Source organism: Methylobacterium sp. Gmos3 (assembly GCF_056430985.1).
The window spans coordinates 469,132-488,097 of record NZ_JBWJYL010000002.1; the positions used below are offsets into that span (position 1 = coordinate 469,132).

The 18,966-nt window shown below is 68.7% G+C and carries 18 protein-coding genes and 1 tRNA gene; 10 read left to right on the plus strand and 9 right to left on the minus strand.

The genetic code is table 11. The features are described from left to right. Positions 1-187: 187 nt before the first annotated feature. On the plus strand, positions 188-1,039 hold the full coding sequence (locus ACS5Q7_RS05785; protein WP_478338457.1) for an outer membrane protein: 852 nt from the start codon (positions 188-190) through the stop codon (positions 1,037-1,039). A 453-nt stretch (positions 1,040-1,492) separates the two neighbouring features. Here ACS5Q7_RS05785 and ACS5Q7_RS05790 read toward each other — a convergent pair whose 3' ends face one another. Then, a complete protein-coding gene (locus ACS5Q7_RS05790; protein ID WP_478338458.1) occupies positions 1,493-2,248 on the minus strand; it encodes a trypsin-like serine protease in 756 nt (251 codons plus the stop codon). A gap of 25 nt (positions 2,249-2,273) precedes the next feature. Next, positions 2,274-3,656 carry a cysteine--tRNA ligase gene (cysS, locus tag ACS5Q7_RS05795; RefSeq protein ID WP_478338459.1) on the minus strand — a complete coding sequence of 461 codons (1,383 nt, stop codon included), beginning with the start codon at positions 3,654-3,656 and terminating at the stop codon, positions 2,274-2,276. 309 nt (positions 3,657-3,965) lie between these two features. On the opposite strand from cysS, the gene ACS5Q7_RS05800 reads away from it, so the two are divergent. Further along, positions 3,966-4,313 (plus strand): hypothetical protein, encoded by a 348-nt coding sequence (locus ACS5Q7_RS05800; RefSeq protein ID WP_478338460.1) that lies wholly within the window; start codon positions 3,966-3,968, stop codon positions 4,311-4,313. Between the two features lie 12 nt (positions 4,314-4,325). Here ACS5Q7_RS05800 and ACS5Q7_RS05805 read toward each other — a convergent pair whose 3' ends face one another. Further along, positions 4,326-4,844 carry a CreA family protein gene (locus ACS5Q7_RS05805; RefSeq protein WP_478338461.1) on the minus strand — a complete coding sequence of 173 codons (519 nt, stop codon included), beginning with the start codon at positions 4,842-4,844 and terminating at the stop codon, positions 4,326-4,328. Between the two features lie 149 nt (positions 4,845-4,993). Between ACS5Q7_RS05805 and ACS5Q7_RS05810 the strand changes: the two genes are divergently transcribed. The 3 genes from ACS5Q7_RS05810 (at position 4,994) to mdcB (ending at position 9,128) form a co-directional block, all read left to right on the plus strand. Then, positions 4,994-6,076, plus strand: a complete 1,083-nt coding sequence (locus ACS5Q7_RS05810) for a DUF2865 domain-containing protein (RefSeq protein ID WP_478338462.1) — start codon at positions 4,994-4,996, stop codon at positions 6,074-6,076. Between the two features lie 59 nt (positions 6,077-6,135). Then, on the plus strand, positions 6,136-8,223 hold the full coding sequence (locus tag ACS5Q7_RS05815; protein ID WP_478338463.1) for an OmpA family protein: 2,088 nt from the start codon (positions 6,136-6,138) through the stop codon (positions 8,221-8,223). Between the two features lie 77 nt (positions 8,224-8,300). Continuing rightward, a complete protein-coding gene (gene mdcB / locus ACS5Q7_RS05820; RefSeq protein ID WP_478338464.1) occupies positions 8,301-9,128 on the plus strand; it encodes a triphosphoribosyl-dephospho-CoA synthase MdcB in 828 nt (275 codons plus the stop codon). A gap of 4 nt (positions 9,129-9,132) precedes the next feature. Here mdcB and ACS5Q7_RS05825 read toward each other — a convergent pair whose 3' ends face one another. Further along, complete coding sequence (locus ACS5Q7_RS05825; protein ID WP_478338465.1) at positions 9,133-10,176, minus strand: DUF2778 domain-containing protein; 1,044 nt, start codon at positions 10,174-10,176, stop codon at positions 9,133-9,135. 727 nt (positions 10,177-10,903) lie between these two features. Between ACS5Q7_RS05825 and ACS5Q7_RS05830 the strand changes: the two genes are divergently transcribed. Next, positions 10,904-12,556: an Ig-like domain-containing protein gene (locus ACS5Q7_RS05830; RefSeq protein WP_478338466.1), complete on the plus strand. Its 1,653-nt coding sequence runs from the start codon at positions 10,904-10,906 to the stop codon at positions 12,554-12,556. A gap of 121 nt (positions 12,557-12,677) precedes the next feature. Here the strand turns inward: ACS5Q7_RS05830 and ACS5Q7_RS05835 are convergent. The 3 genes from ACS5Q7_RS05835 to ACS5Q7_RS05845 all read right to left on the minus strand — a co-directional run bounded on the left by ACS5Q7_RS05835 (position 12,678) and on the right by ACS5Q7_RS05845 (position 14,552). Then, positions 12,678-12,752 (minus strand) — tRNA-Thr (locus ACS5Q7_RS05835). 77 nt (positions 12,753-12,829) lie between these two features. After that, entirely contained in the window at positions 12,830-13,948 is a 1,119-nt protein-coding gene (gene aroB, locus ACS5Q7_RS05840) for a 3-dehydroquinate synthase (protein ID WP_478338467.1), read from the minus strand. Positions 13,949-13,958: 10 nt separating this feature from the next. Beyond that, positions 13,959-14,552, minus strand: coding sequence for a shikimate kinase (locus ACS5Q7_RS05845; RefSeq protein ID WP_478338468.1), 594 nt, complete (start codon positions 14,550-14,552; stop codon positions 13,959-13,961). A 270-nt stretch (positions 14,553-14,822) separates the two neighbouring features. Here ACS5Q7_RS05845 and ACS5Q7_RS05850 point away from each other — a divergent pair, with 270 nt between their 5' ends. The 3 genes from ACS5Q7_RS05850 (at position 14,823) to ACS5Q7_RS05860 (ending at position 16,530) form a co-directional block, all read left to right on the plus strand. Continuing rightward, on the plus strand, positions 14,823-14,972 hold the full coding sequence (locus ACS5Q7_RS05850; protein WP_478338469.1) for a histidine kinase: 150 nt from the start codon (positions 14,823-14,825) through the stop codon (positions 14,970-14,972). Beyond that, complete coding sequence (locus ACS5Q7_RS05855; protein WP_478338470.1) at positions 14,969-15,913, plus strand: site-specific tyrosine recombinase XerD; 945 nt, start codon at positions 14,969-14,971, stop codon at positions 15,911-15,913. Before ACS5Q7_RS05850 ends, ACS5Q7_RS05855 begins: the two co-directional genes overlap by 4 nt. A gap of 98 nt (positions 15,914-16,011) precedes the next feature. After that, positions 16,012-16,530, plus strand: a complete 519-nt coding sequence (locus tag ACS5Q7_RS05860; RefSeq protein ID WP_478338471.1) for a MarR family winged helix-turn-helix transcriptional regulator — start codon at positions 16,012-16,014, stop codon at positions 16,528-16,530. Between the two features lie 117 nt (positions 16,531-16,647). Here the strand turns inward: ACS5Q7_RS05860 and ACS5Q7_RS05865 are convergent, their stop codons facing one another. After that, a complete protein-coding gene (locus ACS5Q7_RS05865) occupies positions 16,648-17,013 on the minus strand; it encodes a c-type cytochrome (RefSeq protein ID WP_478338472.1) in 366 nt (121 codons plus the stop codon). Positions 17,014-17,223: 210 nt separating this feature from the next. On the opposite strand from ACS5Q7_RS05865, the gene ACS5Q7_RS05870 reads away from it, so the two are divergent. Further along, the gene (locus tag ACS5Q7_RS05870) at positions 17,224-17,352 is read left to right on the plus strand and encodes a hypothetical protein (RefSeq protein WP_478338473.1); all 129 of its coding nucleotides are present in this window, start codon (positions 17,224-17,226) and stop codon (positions 17,350-17,352) included. Between the two features lie 304 nt (positions 17,353-17,656). Here the strand turns inward: ACS5Q7_RS05870 and ACS5Q7_RS05875 are convergent, their stop codons facing one another. Beyond that, entirely contained in the window at positions 17,657-18,931 is a 1,275-nt protein-coding gene (locus ACS5Q7_RS05875) for a nucleotide sugar dehydrogenase (protein ID WP_478338474.1), read from the minus strand. Between the last annotated feature and the right edge of the window lie 35 nt (positions 18,932-18,966).

An 18,966-nucleotide genomic window follows, 5' to 3' on the forward strand; every position in this document is an offset into this window, starting at 1 on the left:
ATGGAAAATCGACTATTGCTCATAATATAAGATCATTTATAACGCGAAGAACAGATCGACATCCCTTTTGCCTAAGTATTTTTTAGGTTTAAAAGCCTCGTACGTTGCATCGAAGCAACATCATTGCCGATCTACGGCCCTATAAAGGCGCATCCGGCACTTAGTTCGGCCAACAGAGAAGGTAACGATGAAGCACAAGCTCCCATTATCACTGGTTGCAGCAGCACTTCTTACGTCGAGTGCATCGGCCGCCGACCTTCCGCGCCGTGCGGTTGCTCCGCCGGTCTTCACCCCGGTGCCGGCCTTCAACTGGACCGGGCTCTATGCCGGCGTGAATGCTGGCTACGCCCTCGGCCGCGACAGCATCGCGAACACAAGCACCGACCTGGCTTCCTCGTTCGCCGCGCTGAATGCCAACAAGGTCGGCCTGAAGAGCAACAACTTCACCGGCGGCGGCCAAGTCGGCTACAATTATCAGCTCACGCCGGGCAACGGTCTCGTTCTCGGCACCGAGGCCGACGCGGAATATGTCGGCCTGCATCGCAAGCGCAGCTTGCAGAACACGTCCACCAATGCGGCGCCGAACCTGCCGAACGTCTCTTTCACTGACGTCGACCGGTACGTCGGAGAATCATCCACCGACGCTCTCTTCACCGTCCGCGGCCGGGCCGGTTACGCGTTCGATCGCTTCCTCGTCTACGGAACCGGCGGTCTGGCCTTGGCCGATATTCGGACGCGCGGAACCTATACCTCGGCCGAGACGACGTATCAGGACGGCCAGGCCAAAAACGTCGACACGGGCACGATGAAGCATTTCCGGCAGACCGGCACTCAAACCGGCTACGCCGCCGGCGGTGGCGTCGAGTACGCGCTGCCGCAGTTCGACAAGTCGGGCAATGCCGTCACGCTCCGCGTCGAATATCTGCACTACGATCTCGGCCGCCGGACCATCAAGGTCGACGAGACCCTGAAGGCGAAGGTGACCAACGAAGGCAACCTCATCCGCGCCGGGCTGAACTACAAGTTCAGCGGACTCTGAGTCCACCGGCTCGATTGAGTTGAAGAACGGGCGCTCCCGAGCGGAATTCCGCGCGGGGGCGCCCTCACTTTTTTGGAAGCAAGAGCGTCGATACGGCGGGGCAACCGGCCAGCCCTTCTCGAGCCGCGACCGGTCACGGCGAGGCAGCCCCACCCTCTCAGCTCATCCTGAGAGTCCGGCCGGAGAGGCGAAGACCACCTCTGTCTTTGCGAGCGCAGAGCAGCAAAGACGGGGCGGGATGGAGGGGCCGTTCAGGCTTCTCGGCTAGCGCGGTTTCGGTTTGATTGGGATCACTCGCTCAACCGTCTTTGCGAGCGACAGCGAAGCAATCCAGGGCTGCGGGACCTCATCGGATGCGGCGGATCCCTGGATTGCTTCGCTCCGCTCGCAAAGACGGGGGACACGGTGTGAGCCGAGTTTCCCCGAAAATGCTGGAGACACTCAGGCGGGGCGCTATCGCACGTCCGACCCCGTGAACACCTGTGCCGCCGGAGCGACGATGACGTAGGTGCCGCAAGGCGCGGAGCGTGAGATCACCGCGCTGGCCACGCCCCAGACGTAGGTACCGCCCCGGTCCGTCGCGACGACCGGCCCGCCCGAATCACCGAGGCAAACCCGGCCGCCGCCATCGACGCGGGCGATGGTCAGCCCGGTGCTGGTCGAGGCCACAGGAGTCAGCCCCGCCGTCCGCAGGCGGCCGACGCCTGTGCGCGAGAGGCCGGCGCCGGCAAATCGCAGATGCTTCGGCACGCGGCTCGGGTCGCTCGCCAGCGGCACGGGGCGACGTCCACGCACCGGCTCGGTGAGGCGCAGCACCGCGAGGTCGACGGACAGGTCCGCAATGGAGATGTCCGGCGCCACGTTCGGCAGCATCTCGCCGGGATCCGGGCTGTAGCGAGCCGCGACGCGAGCGGCGTAGACCGGCCGAACCGGGTTCCCGCCCTTGAAGAACACGACGAGCGCGCCGAGCGGATCGCCATTCACGCAATGGGCCGCCGTGAGCACGAGGTCGGGGGCCACGAGCACCCCCGAGCAGCGGGTCAGGCGCAACGCCTCCTCCGGCTGGGTGATCGTGCCGATGCCGACCGTGGCCTGGGCGAGGGCATCGCCCCCCGCCACGGCGCCGCCGTCGAGGGCGTGGCCGGGCGAGGCGGCGAAGACCGCCATGGCCGCCGCGAGAAGAAGGCGACCCCTACCGACGTTGCGCAAATGCGTGCTCCCGAATGATCCGCGCTCAGCCGGCGACGGTCCAGGTGGTGGTGCCGTCCTTGTTGTCCTTCACCGCCACGCCCATCGCCGCGAGGGCGTCGCGGGCGCGGTCGGAGGCCGCCCAGTCCTTCGCCGCCCGCGCCTCCTTGCGGGCCGCGATCAGCGCTTCGACCGCAGCAACATCGATGCCGGAGGCCGCGACGCGGGTTTGCTCACGCTCGGAGCGCGTCTGCCCGAGGAAGCCGAGGACGTTCGCCGCCGCGCGCAGAGAGTCCGGTGCGGTCAGCTTGTGCAACTCGGCGATGGCCGCCGGGGTGTTCAGATCGTCGAGAAGCGGCGCGAGCACGCTCTCCGGCATCCCGCCCGCCGGCGCGGCATCCCCGGCCGTGGCGTACCAGCGGTCCAGCATCCGGCTGGATTCCTCCAGTCCGCGCAGGGTCCAGTCGATCGGCTGACGGTAATGCGTCTTGAGCATGTTGAGGCGCACGACCTCGCCGGGCCAGTCGTCGAGAACCTGCCGGATGGTGATGAAGTTGCCGAGGGACTTCGACATCTTCTCCCCTTCGACCTGCAGGAAGCCGTTGTGCATCCACACATTGGCCATGACCGGCGTGCCGAAGCAGCAGCGCGACTGCGCCACCTCGTTCTCATGGTGGGGGAAGATCAGGTCGATCCCGCCGGCATGGATGTCGAAGGTCTGGCCGAGGTGCTTGGCCGACATGGCCGAGCACTCGATGTGCCAGCCCGGCCGCCCCGGCGCCGCGATCCCGCAGGGCGAGGGCCATGAGGGTTCGCCCGGCTTCGAGGGCTTCCACAGCACGAAATCGAGGGGCGAGCGCTTGTAAGGCGCGACCTCGACGCGGGCGCCGGCCTCCATCTCGTCCAGCGGCCGCTTCGAGAGCCGGCCGTAATCCGGCATGGAGGGCACGTCGAACAGGACGTGCCCGTCCGCCACGTAGGCGTGGCCCGCCGCGACCAGACCCTCGATCATCGCCGTCATCTCGGCAATGTGATCGGTGGCGCGGGGCTCGATGAAGCGCGGAGGTTCGCCCGGACGGTTCACGTCCTCCGGCATCAGGATGCCGAGGTCGCGCACGTCCTTGTGGAACTGCGCCAGCGTGCCATCCGTCAGTTCGCGGATGGTGATGCCGCGCTCGGCGGCGCGGGCGTTGATCTTGTCGTCCACGTCCGTGACGTTGCGGGCGTAGGTGACATGCGCCGGCCCGTAGAGGTGGCGCAGCAGGCGGAACAGCAGGTCGAAGACGATGATCGGCCTGGCATTTCCGATATGGGCGGCGTCGTAGACGGTGGGGCCGCAGGCGTAGAGGCGCACGTTGCCGGGATCGATCGGGCGGAAGGCGTCCTTCTGCCCGGTCAGCGTGTTGTAGAGCCGCAACATCGGCGCCATGAAACCCCGTTCCTCCCCGCCGCCCTCGCCCCGCGGCCGATCTCCAAATCGCCTTTGCCCCGAGGGGGCTGGGCGGCCATCCGGCGGCGGCGCGGCGAAACCGTGGCATCCCGCCGCGCTCGGCCCGGACGCCTGTTGCACCGCCGCGACGGTGTTCGGCGCCCGATGGGGCTAACGCAAAAGGGTGAGGATTTCGAGAAGGGAGACGGGCGGCCGGACCACGCAGGCGCGTAAGGGTTCCTTAACGCTCCTCTCCGACCGTCCCCTCAGCGATCGTCACGTCACCCTTCCCGTGACAGAGGAAACCCCATGCGACGCAAAGCTGCCGGATCCCTTGCCATTGCCGCGCTCACGGCACTCTCCCTTGCGGGGCAGGCCCTCGCGGGCAGCGACGGCGAGACGCCCCGCGTGGCGGCGAACCATGTCGAGAAGACCTTCCTGATCCCCTCCAGCGACGGCTATGGCGTCGCCGATTGCCTGACCTCGCCGGGCAGCCAGTGCGGCCAGGTCGTCGCCAATGCGTGGTGCGAGGCCCAGGGCTTCGCCTCGGCCGGCTCCTACGGCACCGCCGCCGCCGACGAGTATACCGGCGCCATCGAGCAGCCGGCCGTCACCAAGCCGGCCGACCGCCCGATCCGCATCACCTGCCAGGACTGACCGGAAGCCCCGTTATTTCACGAAGTCGGAGCATTTGGCCGCCGGCTCCGTGCCCCAGGGCGCCAGCGGCACCGCCGAGGTGGAGTTCTTCGGCGACCCCTGGATGACCTTATCCGAATAGACCATGTAGATCAGTGTGTTACGGGCCGCATCGCAGCCCCGCACGATCTGCATCGACTTGAAGATCAGCGAGCGCCGCTCGCTGAACACCACCTCGCCCTGCTTGAGGTTGTTCTGCTTGAACTGCACCGGGCCGGTCTGGCGACAGGCGAGGGAAATGTCGGACACATCCTCGGCAAGGCCGAGGGTGCCCTTGATCCCGCCCTTCTCGGGCTGTGTGTACCAGCAGGCGACGCCCGAGACGGCCGGGTCGTCGATCCCGTAGACGACGAGCTTGTCGTTCGGCGTGAGCGGACGCCACACCGTGGACTTGTCGAAGATCCGGTCGGGGTCCTGCGCCAGGGCCGCCGAGGCGGCCGAGACCGCCAGAGCGGCGGCGAGACCGAACCGAGTGAGACTGCGAAACAACATGGGCTACGAATTCCCCCGTGACATTGCGACGACGCATGTAGGAGGGGTGACGCCGGGCTGCGAGGAGATCTAATGTTGTATTCGTCTCCCACGCGAACACGAACCGGCCGCGCCGCGGTGGCTGCCTGATTCTGAGCGCGATTTCAGCGATGACACGGATGCGTTTGACGCCGTTTGCCAGCCGGGCCCGCCATGTCCTCGCGGCGCTGGCGCTCGCCTTTGGGCTCGGCGCGGCTCCGGTCATGGCCCTGCCCTCGCCGATGCCGGAGCCATCGAACCCTTCCGCCAGGGTCGAGCCCGTGGCGCCGCAGCCGCAATTGCCGTCGCCGGAATGCCGCCGATACCGGGCGGAACTCGCCTCGGTGCAGAACGGTGTCAGCGCCACCCGCGCCCTTCAGGACGAGATCGGCCGGCTGCAGACCTATTTCCGCTCCCTCAATTGCGAGGGCGGAAAGTTCCTGTTCTTCGACACGAGGCCCCCGCAATGCGGCGCGGTGGAGCAGCGCATCCGCGCGCTCAACGCCACCTATGGCGGCGCGGTGATCGACGATACCGGCGCCCGCAAGCGCGAATTGCAGTCCCTCGTCGCCCGCACCTGTCCGGCGCGCGAGGGTGTGTCCACAGGCGAGAGCTATGCCAGGGGCGGCGCGCAGGTGATCTGCGTACGCACCTGTGACGGCGGCTACTTCCCGATGCCGAACCTGCCGGAAGGCCGCGGCGGGGCCGACGACATGTGCCAGGCGCTCTGCCCCGGCACCGAGGCGGTGGCCTATTCGATGCCGCACGGCGACGAGGCCCTGAAGCAGGCGGCGACCGTGAAGGGCAGCCGCGCCTATACGAGCCTCGCCAACGCCTTCAAATTCCGCAAGGCCTTCGTGCCGAACTGCTCCTGCAAGCCGGACGGCAAGACCTGGGCTCAATCCCTGGTGAAGGCCGAGAGCATGTTGGTGCGGCACAAGGGCGACATCTTCGTCACGCCGATGCAGGCCGAGGCCCTGTCGCGTCCGAAGGTCCGCCTGACCCTCGTCGGCCGGGCCGACCGCACGGCGGCCGAACTCGCCGCCGACGCCGCCGGCCGGGCCGGGATCGACGGAAAGGACGGCGTGAAAGCGGCCGATGCCACGGGCGACACGCCGAAGGCTGACGCGGCGGAGCCCCACAAGGGCGAGCATGTCGCCGTCAGGGTGATCGCACCGGGATTGGTGGCCGTCCCGGCCCGCATGACTCCCTGAACATCGGAACCATTCGGCCTCTCTGCAGTTCGGTAGCGCTCGAACCGAACGAGATGCCGATGCAGCGTTACCGCCTTCTCCTCCTGGCCGGCACCGTCTTGCCCGCCCTTGCCCTCGCCCAGGTCGCCGCCGCGCGACCAGAGGGCATGGTCGTGGCCCAGGGTGGGCCGGAGGAGCGCGGCCCCGGCGGCCCCGGTCATGGCGGCCCGGGCGGCCCCGGAGGTCCTCGCGGTGGTCCCGAGCGCGCCGGCCCCGGACCCGAGCGGGGAGGACCCGAGCGCGGTGCCCCGGCCCCGGCCCAGCGGGAGCGGCCCGAACCGCGCCCCGAGCGCGCACCGCCCGCCGCCCGGCCGGAGGCACCCGAGCCGCGCCAGCAGCGCCCGGAGCCGCGTGAGGAGCGTCAGGCTCCGCCGCGTCCCCAGCCTCAGGCTCAGCCGCAACCTCAGCGCGAGCGCCCGGAGCCGCGTCAGGAGCAGCCGCAGCGGGAAGACCGCCGGCAGCCGCAACCGGACCAGCGCCAGCAGCAGCCAGAGCAGCGCCAGCAGCGCGAGGATCGTCGTCCGGATGCCCGGCCCGACCGTTCGGACCCGCGCGACGACCGCCCCGGCCCGCCCGCCGGCCGTCCGGCGCCAGACCGTGCGCCGCCGGCCGCCAACGCCCCACGCCAGCAGCCCCAGCCGCAGGGCGGTCCCGACCGCCCGGATCGCGGCCCGCAGGATCGCGACAACCGCCCCGGTCCCGACCGTGCGGCCCCCGGCACCGAACGCAACGCCGTGCCCGCCGCGCCGAACGCGGCGCCCGGCGTGCCGGGTCGTCCCGTGCAGCGTCTGGAGGATGGTCAGCGCCCTGGCGGCGACCGCAACACTCCGCCCCCGCCGCCTCCGCCCGCGAACGCCGCCCCCGCTGCGCCGGGCCAGCCCGGTCCGGGTCGCGAAGGCGCGCCGGGCGCCGAGCCGAACCGTCCGGTGCCGCCGAACATGCGTCCCGGCGTGCCCGGCCGTCCGTTCCAGCCGCCGGGACAGCCGGTCCCCGGCCAGCCCGGAGCGCCGGGCGTGGCACCCGGCCAGCCGCCCGCGCCCGGGCAGCCGCCCGGCCAGGGGCAAGGTCAGTTCCGCAACGACCAGTTCCAGGGCGACCGTGGCGGGCCCGGGGGGCCGGCGCGCGGCGACTTCAACGTGCCCGGCCGACCCGGCTACATCTCCGGCGGCTTCCGCGAAAACGAGGACGTGCGCGACTACGATCAGGTCCGTCGCGACCGGCGCGAGTTCAGCGCGGACGGCCGCACCTATTACCGCGAGCCCGGCCGCCTCATCGTGCAGGACCGCAACGGCTACCTGATCCGCCACGACGAGAACGAGCGCTTCCGCGAGCTCGACCCGCGCGGCTACCGCTACGAGCGTCAAGGCAGCGACTACGTCAGCTACATCGACCGCCCCGGCGGCGACCGGATCTACACGATCACCGACGACGATGGCCGGCTGGTGCGCCGCTACCGCCGCTTCGCGGACGGGCGCGAGGTCGTCATCATCGACAACAGCTATGCCGGCCCGCCGCGTCCGATCTACGACGACGTGGTGGTCCTGCCTCCGCCGGACATTCGCATCCCGCGCGAGCGCTACGTGGTCGAGTACGATCAGGCCGATCCGGGTCTCGTCTACGAGGCCCTGACCGCGCCGCCGGTGGTGGCGGTGGACCGCCGCTACACCCTGGACCAGATCCGCTACAGCCCGGATCTGCGCGCCCGGATGCGCTCGGTCGACATCGACACGATCAACTTCGACACCGGATCGTGGACGGTCACTCCTGATCAGGGCCGCCGCCTCTCGGTGATCGCCGACGCGATCAACAAGGCGGTCCGTGCCAACCCGCAGGAGGTATTCCTCATCGAGGGCTACACCGACGCGGTTGGGTCCGACATCGACAACCTGTCCCTGTCGGATCGTCGGGCGCAATCGGTGGCCACGGTGCTCACGCAGCAGTTCCAGGTGCCGCCGGAGAACCTGACCACCCAGGGCTACGGCGAGCAGTACCTGAAGGTGAACACGCAAGGGGCGAGTCGCGAGAACCGCCGCGTCACGGTCCGGCGGATCACCCCGCTGCTGCAACAGGGTAGCGGCCAAGGCTCTGCCCCGCCGCCACCGCGCTAAAGGCGAAGCGCCCCTCCCCCGTCATCGCGGAGAGGGGCGCTTTCGTGCGTGAGGGTGCAGGCGGTGTATGAGGCGGCGTGCCGATTCCCGCCTCCTACGCCGCCCACATCGCGGCCCTCGCCCACCGCGCCCTGATCGACGAACTCGAGGCTTATCCGAAGCCGGGGCTCGTGAGCCCGGTCGATTCGGGTAGCCATCGCGACATGGACGTCGATACCCTCCGGCGCAGCGCCGGGGCGATCGCGCCCTACTTCAGCGAACTCGTCGTGGCCGGTGCCGAGGGGGCTCCGCTCTCTGAACTGCGCCGGATCGGCTTGGCCGCCGAAGCGGCGATGCTCGTCGCCACCGGTGGCATCAACGCCCATCGCGGGACGATCTTCTCCCTCGGGCTGATCTGCGCCGCCGCCGGATACGCGGGCGGTTCACCCATGTCGGCCGAAGCGCGGGCCGAGCAGGTCGGCGCCCTGTGGGGGCATGAGATCGCCAAGCGCCCCGCCTCCCCCGTCACCCACGGCGGGCGGGCCTCGCTCCGCTATGGCGTCGGGGGAGCGAGCGCGGAGGCGGCAGCCGGCTTTCCAGCGGTGCGCGAGTTGGGGCTTCCGGCCCTGCGCCTGGGGCGCCGCCTCGCGCCGGATGACGGGCAGGCGGCGCGGATCCAGTGCCTGTTCGCCCTGATGGCCGAACTCGACGACACCAACCTGCTGCACAGGGGTGGCCCGGACGGTTTGCACTTCGCCCGCAGCGCGGCGCGGGCCTTCCTGGACGCGGGCGGGGTCGGCGCGCCGGCGTGGCGGGAGCAGGCGCTGGCCCTTCACCGCGCCTTCGTGGACGCTCGACTGAGCCCCGGCGGGGCCGCCGATTTGCTGGCGGTGACGCTGTTCCTCGACAGCCTCTCCGACGCCTGACCGCTCAGTTGCGCGCCATCTGCATGGCACCGGACGCAGCGAGGTTCGGCGGCGCGGCACCCGATCCGGCGACGACGACGAGCTGGCGGATTTCGCCGCGCAGGTACGAATCGAGGAAGCGGTTGTAATCCCGGAACGAGACGCAGCCATTCGAGGCGCCCGTCGGACCGAGCATGAAGGTGTGGGCCAGCAGCCCGACCCGGCCATAGACCGCGTCCGCCCCGCCGACCGGGGTCAGGCGGATCGCCCGCACCCCGTGGAAAAGCTGCTCGCGCTCGGTCAGGGTGTAGATGCCGGGGGGCGTCGCCCCGCGCATCCGGACGTTGACGTGGCGGGGATCGTCCATGATCTCGCCGAGGCCGGAATGGGCTTCGAGCTTCTCGCCGTTCGGCAGCGTCACGATCCGCGCGGAGATATCGTAGGTCGCCGTGCCGCCGTCACCCGAAGGCGGGGCCAGCGGCGGGCTCAGGCGCGGGCGCGGGGTAAGGTCGGCCGGCTTGGTCTCTAGCGCCGTGTAGGCGCGGGCCGGCGAGGATTCCACGCCGAACAGCTTTTCGAAGAAGGATCGATTGTCCTCCGGCGCCGGCTGAGCCGGTAGGGCAGCCTCCTGGCGAATGGGCGCGCGACTGGCGCGGCGGGGCGCCGTACCGCGCAGTTCCGGCGGACGCGGCACCGGCAGCGGCACCGTCATGGCCGTCCGTGGCGGGCTCGCCCCGGCCGCGGGGGGCGTCGGTGCGGGCATCTCTTCCCCGGCGGGGGCCGTCCAGGCCCAGCGCGAGAGCTTGCCGGCGAGGTCCGTGTGCCACGGATCGAGCATGTCTTCGGATGGGATCGGCGCCGCTTGCGCCTGGATCTGCTCCTGAGCCGTCTCGGCCTCGGGCAACCGCAAGGCGATCCGCTCCTCGGCGCGCGGCACGGGAAGGTCGGCGACCCGGCCGTGGCCGAGGGCGGCGAGCGCCACCACGGCCGTGAGGAGGCCAAGCGGCGGCAGGCAGGAACGGCGGCGGCCCTTCAGTCGGCCGGCGGCGGGCTGCGTGCGGTCGGTCATCGGTGCGCCCATGCTCCTCGTCACGGATGGGCTGCCGCAGCACCGCGTCGGCGAATCGCCTGAACGTCGGCAAACGGGCGGATCCCACGAGGATGAATCAGCGTAATGGGACCGGCGAATTCAGGGCAGGGTTGTGGTCGATCCGGGACGCAACTGGACGGTTTCTGGGCGAGACGGGTCTTGAGCCTGTTTTCCGCCGCAATCCACACAGGCGCGCTCGGCCGATTCCTGGCCGGGACTCGCTGACAAATTGTTTCAAAAAATTACATTGCCGCAGCTTCGGTGGATTCGGCGGCGACCGGTCAGGACCGAACACTGCCGCTCTTCAAAAATAACAGGGCCCATCGTGGCGGTGGTTCAACGTCGATCTTGGCCCCTCGCCAAGTCTACTCGCCGAATCTTCAGCGGCAAAATATATTTCCATACCTTATTCAAACGAAATTCCCCGAACATCGTCCAAGCTCAACCATCGAGTTCGAGATCGATTTATAAAGTGCACTTTCCTTGAACGTAATATAGTTGGCTCGGTTTATTCCTCAGTTCATACGGATCTTCGTTGCCGTGCTGAGCAGTCTTGCGGCCGGCCGTGTTTGACAACAATTGCGGCTTAGTTAACCAATTGTCCAAAGTTCGACAGATTCGCGCGCATTCGCTCGGCCGAGCCAGCAACGAAAAGAGTATCGAGCGAATCAAATTTCAGTACTTAAGTAAGAGAGGGGACTGAGCCATGTCACTGTCGGGATCCTATACATTTGTCGGCAAGGGAAACTGGTCGCTCGATGCGACCAGCGGGAGCGCAACCGGTGGTGGCGAGATCGACGCGCTCGTTCCGACCGGATCGCGCATCGAGAAGGCGTTCCTGTATGAGTCGACCTTCGACGCCAGCCAGCCCGCCGGCAGCGTTACCCTGTCATCGGGAAGCAGCTCGGTCTCGGTGTCCGACTTCACCGACCTCGGTGCCAACGGCTTCCTCGAAGCTCACCGGGCGGATGTGACGTCCTTCGTCAGCCAAATCGTCGGGAGCGGAAGCGCGAACGGGTATGCGTTCAACGTTGGCAACATCGTCGGCAACAACTCCGTGGACGGATACGCGCTGGTGATCGTGTATTCGAACCCCAACGAGACTAACCGGACGATTTCCCTTCTCGACGGGTTCAGTGCCTCGAGCGGCGACAACTTCACGCTGAACTTCGGCACGCCGCTGAACCCCGATGCGAACTTCTCCGCGCAGATGTCGTTGGGCATCGGCTTCGGCTTCCAACCGAGCGGGCAGTACTCGACCATCAACGTCAACGGCCGACCGCTGACCTCGTCCGCCGGCGGACAGGATGACGGCGTGAGCAACAACGGCGGCCTCATCACGATCGGCGGCATCGGCGACAGCCCGACCAATCCGACGGATCCGACGGCCAACGACAGCGCCGGCTTCCGCACCGACGACGAGCTGTACAACCTCGCGCTGGGCAACGGCCAGAGCAGCACGCCGTTCGTCAAAGCCGGCGATACCGTCATCAAGGTCGACACGCTGAACCCGTCGAACGACGACAACATCTTCTTCGCCGGCTTCAACATCACGTCGAAGGTCGTGGTCGATTCAAACCAGAACGATGCGCCCGTCGCGGTCGGTGATTCCGGTGCGGGCTTCGTGACGACGAAGGGCAAGGCGTTCACGACGGCGAGCGTGCTCGCGAACGACTTCGATCCGGATCAGGGCGATTCCTTCACGCTCAAGAGCTTCGACGCCAGCAAGCTGCACGGGACCCTTAAGTCGAACGGCGACGGCACCTTCGTCTACACGCCGGATGCCTCCTTCGTCGGGACGGACACCTTCACCTATACGATCGCCGACAAGGCCGGCCTGACCTCCACCGCGCAGGTCGACTTGACCGTATCGAACACCGCCCCGCCCTCCTCCTCGGGCGGGATCATCTTCGGCGACCAGGATCTGACGCCGAACACGATCAGCAAGGTGAGCGACAACGGGCACGGTCTGAACGACAAGCTGCAGAGCGGCTACGCGAGCGGCGCCGCCTACAAGGACTACCAGCAATTCCACGGGGGCGACGGCAGCGACACGTTCATCCTGCGGGCCAAGGATTTCGGTGGCGAAACCGCCTATGGCGGCATCTCGAAATACATCACCGATTTCCAGGGCGCGGGCGGCTACAGCCCCACGAACAACGACTTCCTGGCCCTGAACGGCTTCGGAAGCGGAAGCACGCTCACCTACGAAACCAGCCGCGCCCCCGCTTCGGGTGGGCCGGACAGCATCGACGTCTACAAGATCCACTCGGCGTCGACTGGCCAGGATTATGAAATCCTGGTCCACTCGCTGAACGGCAAGCATCTGGCTGCGAGCGATTTCGCTTTCTACGGTTGAAGCGTGGTCGTCGGCTGCAGCCGACGCTGAGACGACGAGAGGCGGAACCCCACTGCCTCTCGCCAAACGATCCGCCCGGCGAAGATACCCGGCGCGAAAGAGGATTGGATCGGGGAAGAGGTGGTGCCGGAGGAGGGATTTGAACCCCCGACCTTCGCTTTACGAAAGCGCTGCTCTACCACTGAGCTACACCGGCAACCGGCCGAACCCAGGGCTCGGACGCGGGAACGCTCATAGCTCCCCGTCCGGCTCAAAGCAAGACGCGCGGACGCCTCACTGCGCCGCCAACTCGTCTTCGAGGAAGGCGCGCACCGCCGCGCGGTCGACGCCCGGCGCGATGAAGCTCTTGCCGATGCCCCGGGCGAGGATGAACGTGAGCGCGCCGTCGCGGACCTTCTTGTCCTGCGCCATGGCGTCGAGGATCGCCTCCGCGTCGCCGCTGCCGCCCGGCACCTGCTGGAGGCGGGTGGGAAGACCGGCGAGCGCCAGATGGTTCGCCACCCGCCCCGCCTCCTGCCCCCCGCACAGACCGAGCCGGGCCGAGAAGCGGAAGGCCAGGGCAAGGCCGATGGCGACGCCCTCGCCGTGGACGAGACGTTCCGAGGAATAGCCGGTGATCCGCTCCAGCGCGTGGCCGAACGTGTGGCCGAGGTTGAGGAGGGCGCGCTCGCCATCCTCGCGCTCGTCGCGGATCACCACGCCCGCCTTGGCGCGGCAGCAGGCGGCGACCGCCTCGTCCCGCTCCGGCCCGCCGGAGAAGATGCCCCGCCAATTGGCCTCGCACCACGCGAAGAAGCCCTCGTCTGCGATGAGCCCGTATTTCGCGACCTCGGCATAGCCGGCGCGCATCTCGCGCTCGGACAGGGTGTCGAGGCTCGCCGTATCGGCCAGCACGAGGCGCGGCTGATGGAAGGCGCCGATCAGGTTCTTGCCAAGCGGCGAGTTGATGCCGGTCTTGCCGCCGACCGAGGAATCGACCTGAGCGAGGAGGCTCGTCGGCACCTGCACGAAGCGCACGCCCCGGCGCAGGCTCGCGGCGGCGAAGCCCGCGAGGTCGCCCACCACGCCGCCGCCGAGGGCCACGACGAGATCGTTGCGCTCGATCTTCAAGGCAAGGAGCCCGTCGCAGACCTCGGCGAAGCGCGCGTAGGATTTCGACGCCTCGCCCGGCGGCACGGTGACGGTGCCCGCCCGCAGCCCGGCGGCTTCCAGGCTGGCCTTCAGGTCTTGGGCGTAGAGGGCGCCGACATTCGCATCGGTGACGATGCCGGCCGCCTTGGCGCCGAGCGCCGCGAGGCGGGCGCCGGCCTCCGCCACGAGGCCGCGCCCGATCAGGATGTCGTAATCGCGTCCGCCGTCGAGGGCGACATAGACGGAAAGCGGTTCGGTCACGGCTGGCGGCTCACTGGGCCGCCAGGGCGGGCGGCGGATCGAGAAAGGCGACGAGGGATTCCATCACGTCGTCCACGACGCGGTCATGCGACACGTCGCGGGAGATGACCACCACGTCCGCCTCGGCATAGACCGGGTGGCGTATCTCCATCAGCGCCCGCATCGTCGCCTCGGGATCCTCGGTCTGGAGCAGGGGGCGGTTGCCGCGCTTGCGCACCCGGCGCATCAGCACGTCGAGATCCGCCTTGAGCCACACGGAAACGCCCCGCTCGCGCACGCGCTCGCGCGTGGACTCGCGCAGGAAGGCGCCGCCGCCCGTGGCGAGCACCAGCGGGCCGGCGCGCAGCAGGCGGGCGATCACCCGCTCCTCGCCATCGCGAAAGCTCGGCTCGCCGTAGATGGAGAAGATGTCGGGGATGGTGAGGCCGGCGGCGGCCTCGATCTCGTTGTCCGCGTCCTTGAACAGCAGGCCCAGCCGGCTCGCGAGGCGGCGGCCCACCGTGCTCTTGCCCGCGCCCATCAAACCGACGAGCACGATCGACCGGAGCCCGAGGCCCCGCCGCAGCCGCGCTTCGATAGGCTCGCCGGCCTCCGTTTCGTTCATCGGACCCACAACAGACATTCTACTCGATACCGACACCGGATCGCCCCCCACGGCGACCCGGCTGCGGCCCTACGTGCCGCACCCTGCGGGTGGCTCTTAGCGCGTTTCACGGTCAGCGCGAAACACGCCGTTCGTGGGAAGTCTGTGGCGCCGCCGGCCTTGTCAGCGCCGCGTTCACATGGTGGAACCCGGCGGTCCGATGCGGCTCAGCAGGGCGGCCCTTGTCGGCCTTCCCGACCCCGCGCCCGTCCGCCCCGAGGATCGACCGACGTGCCGACCCTGTTCCGTTTCTTCGCCACCATCGCGATCCTCGCCGGGCTCGTCTTCGCCGGCATGTTCGCTCTGGCGACCTTCGTGAAGCCGACCCCGCGGGAGATGTCCGTCTCCATCCCCGCCTCGAAGCTCCAGCCCCCCCGGTGAGCGGGACGGCGGGACGGCTTCCGCCGGAGGTCGGCGACTACCTTGAGATGCTGGCGGCCGAGCGCGGCGCGGGTGCCAACACCATCGAGGCGTACCGGCGGGACCTGACGGACTATCTCGCCTACCTCGCGCGCGCCGGGCTCGACATCGAGGCCGTCGATACCGCTGCGCTTCGCGCCTTCATGGTCGAATTGGAAACGCGGGGCCTTTCGGCCTCGACCGCCGCCCGGCGCCTGTCCTGCGTGCGCGGCTTCCACAAGTTCCTGTACGCGGAGGGGATGGCCAAGGCCGATCCGAGCGCTCCGGTCTCGGGTCCGCGCAAGGGCCGCCCCCTGCCGAAGGTGCTCTCGGTCGCGGAGGTGGACCGCTTGCTCGCGGGGGCGCAGCAGGCCGCGTCCCTCCCAGACCAAGCGCCGGGTCCCGCCCGGCGGGCGCGGCGGATGGCCTGCCTGCTCGAATTGCTCTACGCGACGGGCCTGCGCGTGTCGGAACTCGTGGCCCTGCCGCGCTCGGCCGCCAGCAGCGACGCGCGGATCCTCATGGTGAAGGGCAAGGGCGGTCGCGAGCGCATGGTGCCGCTGACGGAGGCCGCGCGGGCCGCCATGGCCGCGCATCTGCCCGCGGTGCCGGAGGAAAGCCCCTGGCTGTTCCCCGCCGACAGCGAGAGCGGCCACCTGACCCGCCAGGCCTTCGCCCGCGACCTGAAGGACGCCGCCGCCGCCGCCGGGCTGCGGGTGGATACGATCAGCCCGCACGTGTTGCGCCATGCCTTCGCGAGCCACCTGCTCCATAACGGCGCGGATCTGCGCATCGTCCAGGAATTGCTGGGCCACGCGGACATCTCAACCACGCAGATCTACACACATGTGCTGGACGACCGCTTGAAGGCGATGGTCCGAGATCTGCATCCCTTGATGGACAACCCGTCGGATGCGGCATGAACCGCAATTGAATTCATTGTGCCAGCGCACCTAAATGTCTAGATATCGACTCTAAGGCTGGACGGCGCGCCGTCGCGGATGTTCGAGAGGTAGACGGAATGGCGGGGCCCGCCACACAGCGCAAAGGCGCGACATCGACCGAGGGCGAGTTTGACACGGAAGGACGGGAAGCCGGCCTCAACGAGTCGCAGCGTCTCGACAATCAGCTCTGCTTCGCGGTCTACGCAGCGGCCCATGCCTTCGGGCGGGCCTACCGCAACCTGCTCGGGCGCCACGACCTCACCTACCCGCAGTACCTCGTGCTGATGGTGCTGTGGGAGGAAGACGGGCTGACCGTGAAGGAGATCGGCGAGAAGCTCTTCCTCGACTCCGGCACGTTGACGCCCCTGCTGAAGCGGCTGGAAGCCTCGGGCCGGGTCCGGCGCGCCCGCGACCGGCCGGACGAGCGGCAGGTGAGCATCTTCCTCACCGAGGCCGGCGAGCGCCTGCGCGGCACCCTGGCCTGCATCCCGGACGAGGCCGGCGGCATGACCGGCTTCGACATGAAGGGCCGGAAGGACCTGCTGCAGGAGCTGGTGATGCTTCGGGACGGGCTGCGCGGCAACGATCCGTCCTGACCATCGGGCCGAGGCCACTCTCCGACCGGATGTCTGAAACGCACAGTAAAAAGCCCGGCCGAGGAGGCCGGGCCTGTCATGACGAAGCCCGGCCGCAGGGGCCGGGCACAGAACGCCTTACGACTGGCTCTTGAGGTAGGCGATGACGTCGCTGACCTTCTTGTCGTCCGGGTAGCCCTGGAAGATCATCTTGGTGCCCGGCACCTTCGCCTTCGGGTTCTTCAGCCACTCGTGCAGGTTGGCCTCGTCCCAGGTGATGCCCGAGTTCTTGAGGGCGGCCGAGTAGTTGTAGCCCTCGTAGGTGCCCGCCTTGCGGCCGACGACGCCCTTCAGGTCCGGCCCGACGCCGTTCTTCTGGAAGTTGTGGCACGCCTTGCACGGCGCGAACGCCTTCTCACCGGCTGCCACATCGCCGGCCTCTTGAGCCTGGGCCGACAGGGGGATCATGGCGGCGAGGATGGCACCGAGAACGAGCTGACGCATGAATTTCCTCCTGGTTACGGCTTAGGCCGGCGCGCGGGTCATACCCGTCGCGACTGGAACAGGTCTAAGCTGATACGCTCAATGCTGGCAACGCCCCAAGGATGCCGGAGGATGCGTCTTTTCTCCCTATCCGTCACGAATCGCCGCAAGCGGGACGGATTAAAATGCGGTGCAACGCACCATCGCACCGATCCGTGCTAGGGCTCGCGGATGCCGCGCTGGATCTTCATCCTATTCTGCATCGCACTGGGGCTCTCGGTGGTGGGGAGCCTCCTCATCGTGCTGCACAGCCCGAACTCGCTGCCGCCGGTCACGAACGCGGCCCGTCCGCCGTCCTGACCGAACGGTCGCTCCGGCCCCGCGAACCCTGGCCGTCCTTGCGAGCGGAGCGCAGCAAGCCAGGGAGACACCCCATCCGGGACCAGCCCGCCGCATTGGATCGCTTCGCTCCGCCCACAACGGCGGACTAGCGCGTTTTCGGGAAAACCCGGATCATGCTGCGTCTCCCGTCTTTGCGAGCAAAGCGAAGCAACCCAGGGATCCGCCACATCCATTCAGGTCCCGCTGCCCTGGATTGCTTCGCTGTCGCTCGCAAAGACGGTGAAGCGGGTGATCCGGATCAAACCGAAACCGCTCTAGCGGATCACAACCGCCAGAGATTGATGCCGGGGGGCGCGGTGGCGCGGTCGAGGGCGCCGGTCACGTCGAGGACGTCTCCCCTGCCCTCCGCCAGCAGCGGGACGATGCCGCCCCAGCCGTTCTCGCGCAGCACCCGGTGAGGGACCGCGAGGATCACCGCGTCGGCGGGCTCGAGGGCGTCGAGGGGCGTGAGCGCGAAGCCGTGCTCGTCCCGAACCGCACGCCCGTCGGCCATGGGGTCGGCGGCCTGCACCGCGACCCCGAACGCGGCGAGCCCCCGCACCACATCCGCCGCGCGGCTGTTGCGGATGTCGGGGATGTCCTCCTTGAAGGTCACACCCAGCACGGTGACGCGGGGCGCCGGCCGTCCCCGCCGCAACAGGCGGCGGATACAGGTCTCGACCACGTGGGGCGCCATGGATTCGTTGATCCGCCGCCCGGCGAGGACGAGTTCGGGGTGGTGCCCCGCCTCCTGCGCGCGGTGGGTGAGGTAATACGGATCGACCCCAATGCAGTGGCCGCCGACGAGGCCGGGGCGGAAGGGCAGGAAGTTCCACTTGGTCCGGGCGGCGGCGAGCACGTCGCCGGTATCGAGGCCGATCTTCGCGAAGATCAGGGCGAGCTCGTTCATCAGGGCGATGTTCACGTCGCGCTGGACGTTCTCGATCACCTTCGCGGCCTCCGCGACGCGGATGGTGGGCGCGCGATGCACCCCCGCCAGGGCGACGGCGCCGTAGGTCCGCGCCACGATGTCGAGGCTCGCCGGGTCGCTGGCCGCGACGACCTTCATCACGCTGTCGAGGCGATGCTCCCGGTCCCCCGGATTGATCCGCTCCGGCGAGTAGCCGAGGCCGAAATCCGTCCCGGCCGTCAGGCCCGACGCCGCTTCGAGGATCGGGGCGCAGACGTCCTCGGTGACGCCGGGATAGACCGTCGACTCGAACACCACGATGGCGCCGGGCGCGAGCGCTTCGCCGACGAGGCGCGAGGCGGCTTCGAGCGCCCGAAGATCGGGGCTGCGCGCCGCCGTGATCGGGGTGGGCACCGTGACGATGAAGAAGTCGCGATCCCGAAGGTCGTCGGGCACGGCGCTGACCCTCAAGGCCGGCAGGTCGGCCTCGGGCACCTCTCCGGTGCGGTCCCGGCCGGCGGCGATCTCGGCGACGCGGGCCGGGTCGATGTCGAAGCCCAGCGTCTCGAACCCCGCCTTGGCGAAGGCCACCGCGACCGGCAGGCCGACATAGCCGAGCCCGATCACCGCGATCCTGCGACCACCCATATCCCGCGCCTCGCCAGCAGCCGTTGCGGCGCCAC

Bases quoted from the DNA above. Each gene is read 5' to 3' on its own strand.
- ACS5Q7_RS05805 (WP_478338461.1), bottom strand. From the start codon at position 4,844: ATGTTGTTTCGCAGTCTCACTCGGTTCGGTCTCGCCGCCGCTCTGGCG.
- ACS5Q7_RS05800 (WP_478338460.1), top strand. From the start codon at position 3,966: ATGCGACGCAAAGCTGCCGGATCCCTTGCCATTGCCGCGCTCACGGCA.
- cysS (WP_478338459.1), bottom strand. From the start codon at position 3,656: ATGGCGCCGATGTTGCGGCTCTACAACACGCTGACCGGGCAGAAGGAC.
- ACS5Q7_RS05815 (WP_478338463.1), top strand. From the start codon at position 6,136: ATGCAGCGTTACCGCCTTCTCCTCCTGGCCGGCACCGTCTTGCCCGCC.
- ACS5Q7_RS05865 (WP_478338472.1), bottom strand. From the start codon at position 17,013: ATGCGTCAGCTCGTTCTCGGTGCCATCCTCGCCGCCATGATCCCCCTG.
- ACS5Q7_RS05860 (WP_478338471.1), top strand. From the start codon at position 16,012: ATGGCGGGGCCCGCCACACAGCGCAAAGGCGCGACATCGACCGAGGGC.
- ACS5Q7_RS05785 (WP_478338457.1), top strand. From the start codon at position 188: ATGAAGCACAAGCTCCCATTATCACTGGTTGCAGCAGCACTTCTTACG.
- ACS5Q7_RS05875 (WP_478338474.1), bottom strand. From the start codon at position 18,931: ATGGGTGGTCGCAGGATCGCGGTGATCGGGCTCGGCTATGTCGGCCTG.
- ACS5Q7_RS05830 (WP_478338466.1), top strand. From the start codon at position 10,904: ATGTCACTGTCGGGATCCTATACATTTGTCGGCAAGGGAAACTGGTCG.
- ACS5Q7_RS05845 (WP_478338468.1), bottom strand. From the start codon at position 14,552: ATGAACGAAACGGAGGCCGGCGAGCCTATCGAAGCGCGGCTGCGGCGG.
- ACS5Q7_RS05870 (WP_478338473.1), top strand. From the start codon at position 17,224: ATGCCGCGCTGGATCTTCATCCTATTCTGCATCGCACTGGGGCTCTCG.
- ACS5Q7_RS05810 (WP_478338462.1), top strand. From the start codon at position 4,994: ATGACACGGATGCGTTTGACGCCGTTTGCCAGCCGGGCCCGCCATGTC.
- ACS5Q7_RS05825 (WP_478338465.1), bottom strand. From the start codon at position 10,176: ATGACCGACCGCACGCAGCCCGCCGCCGGCCGACTGAAGGGCCGCCGC.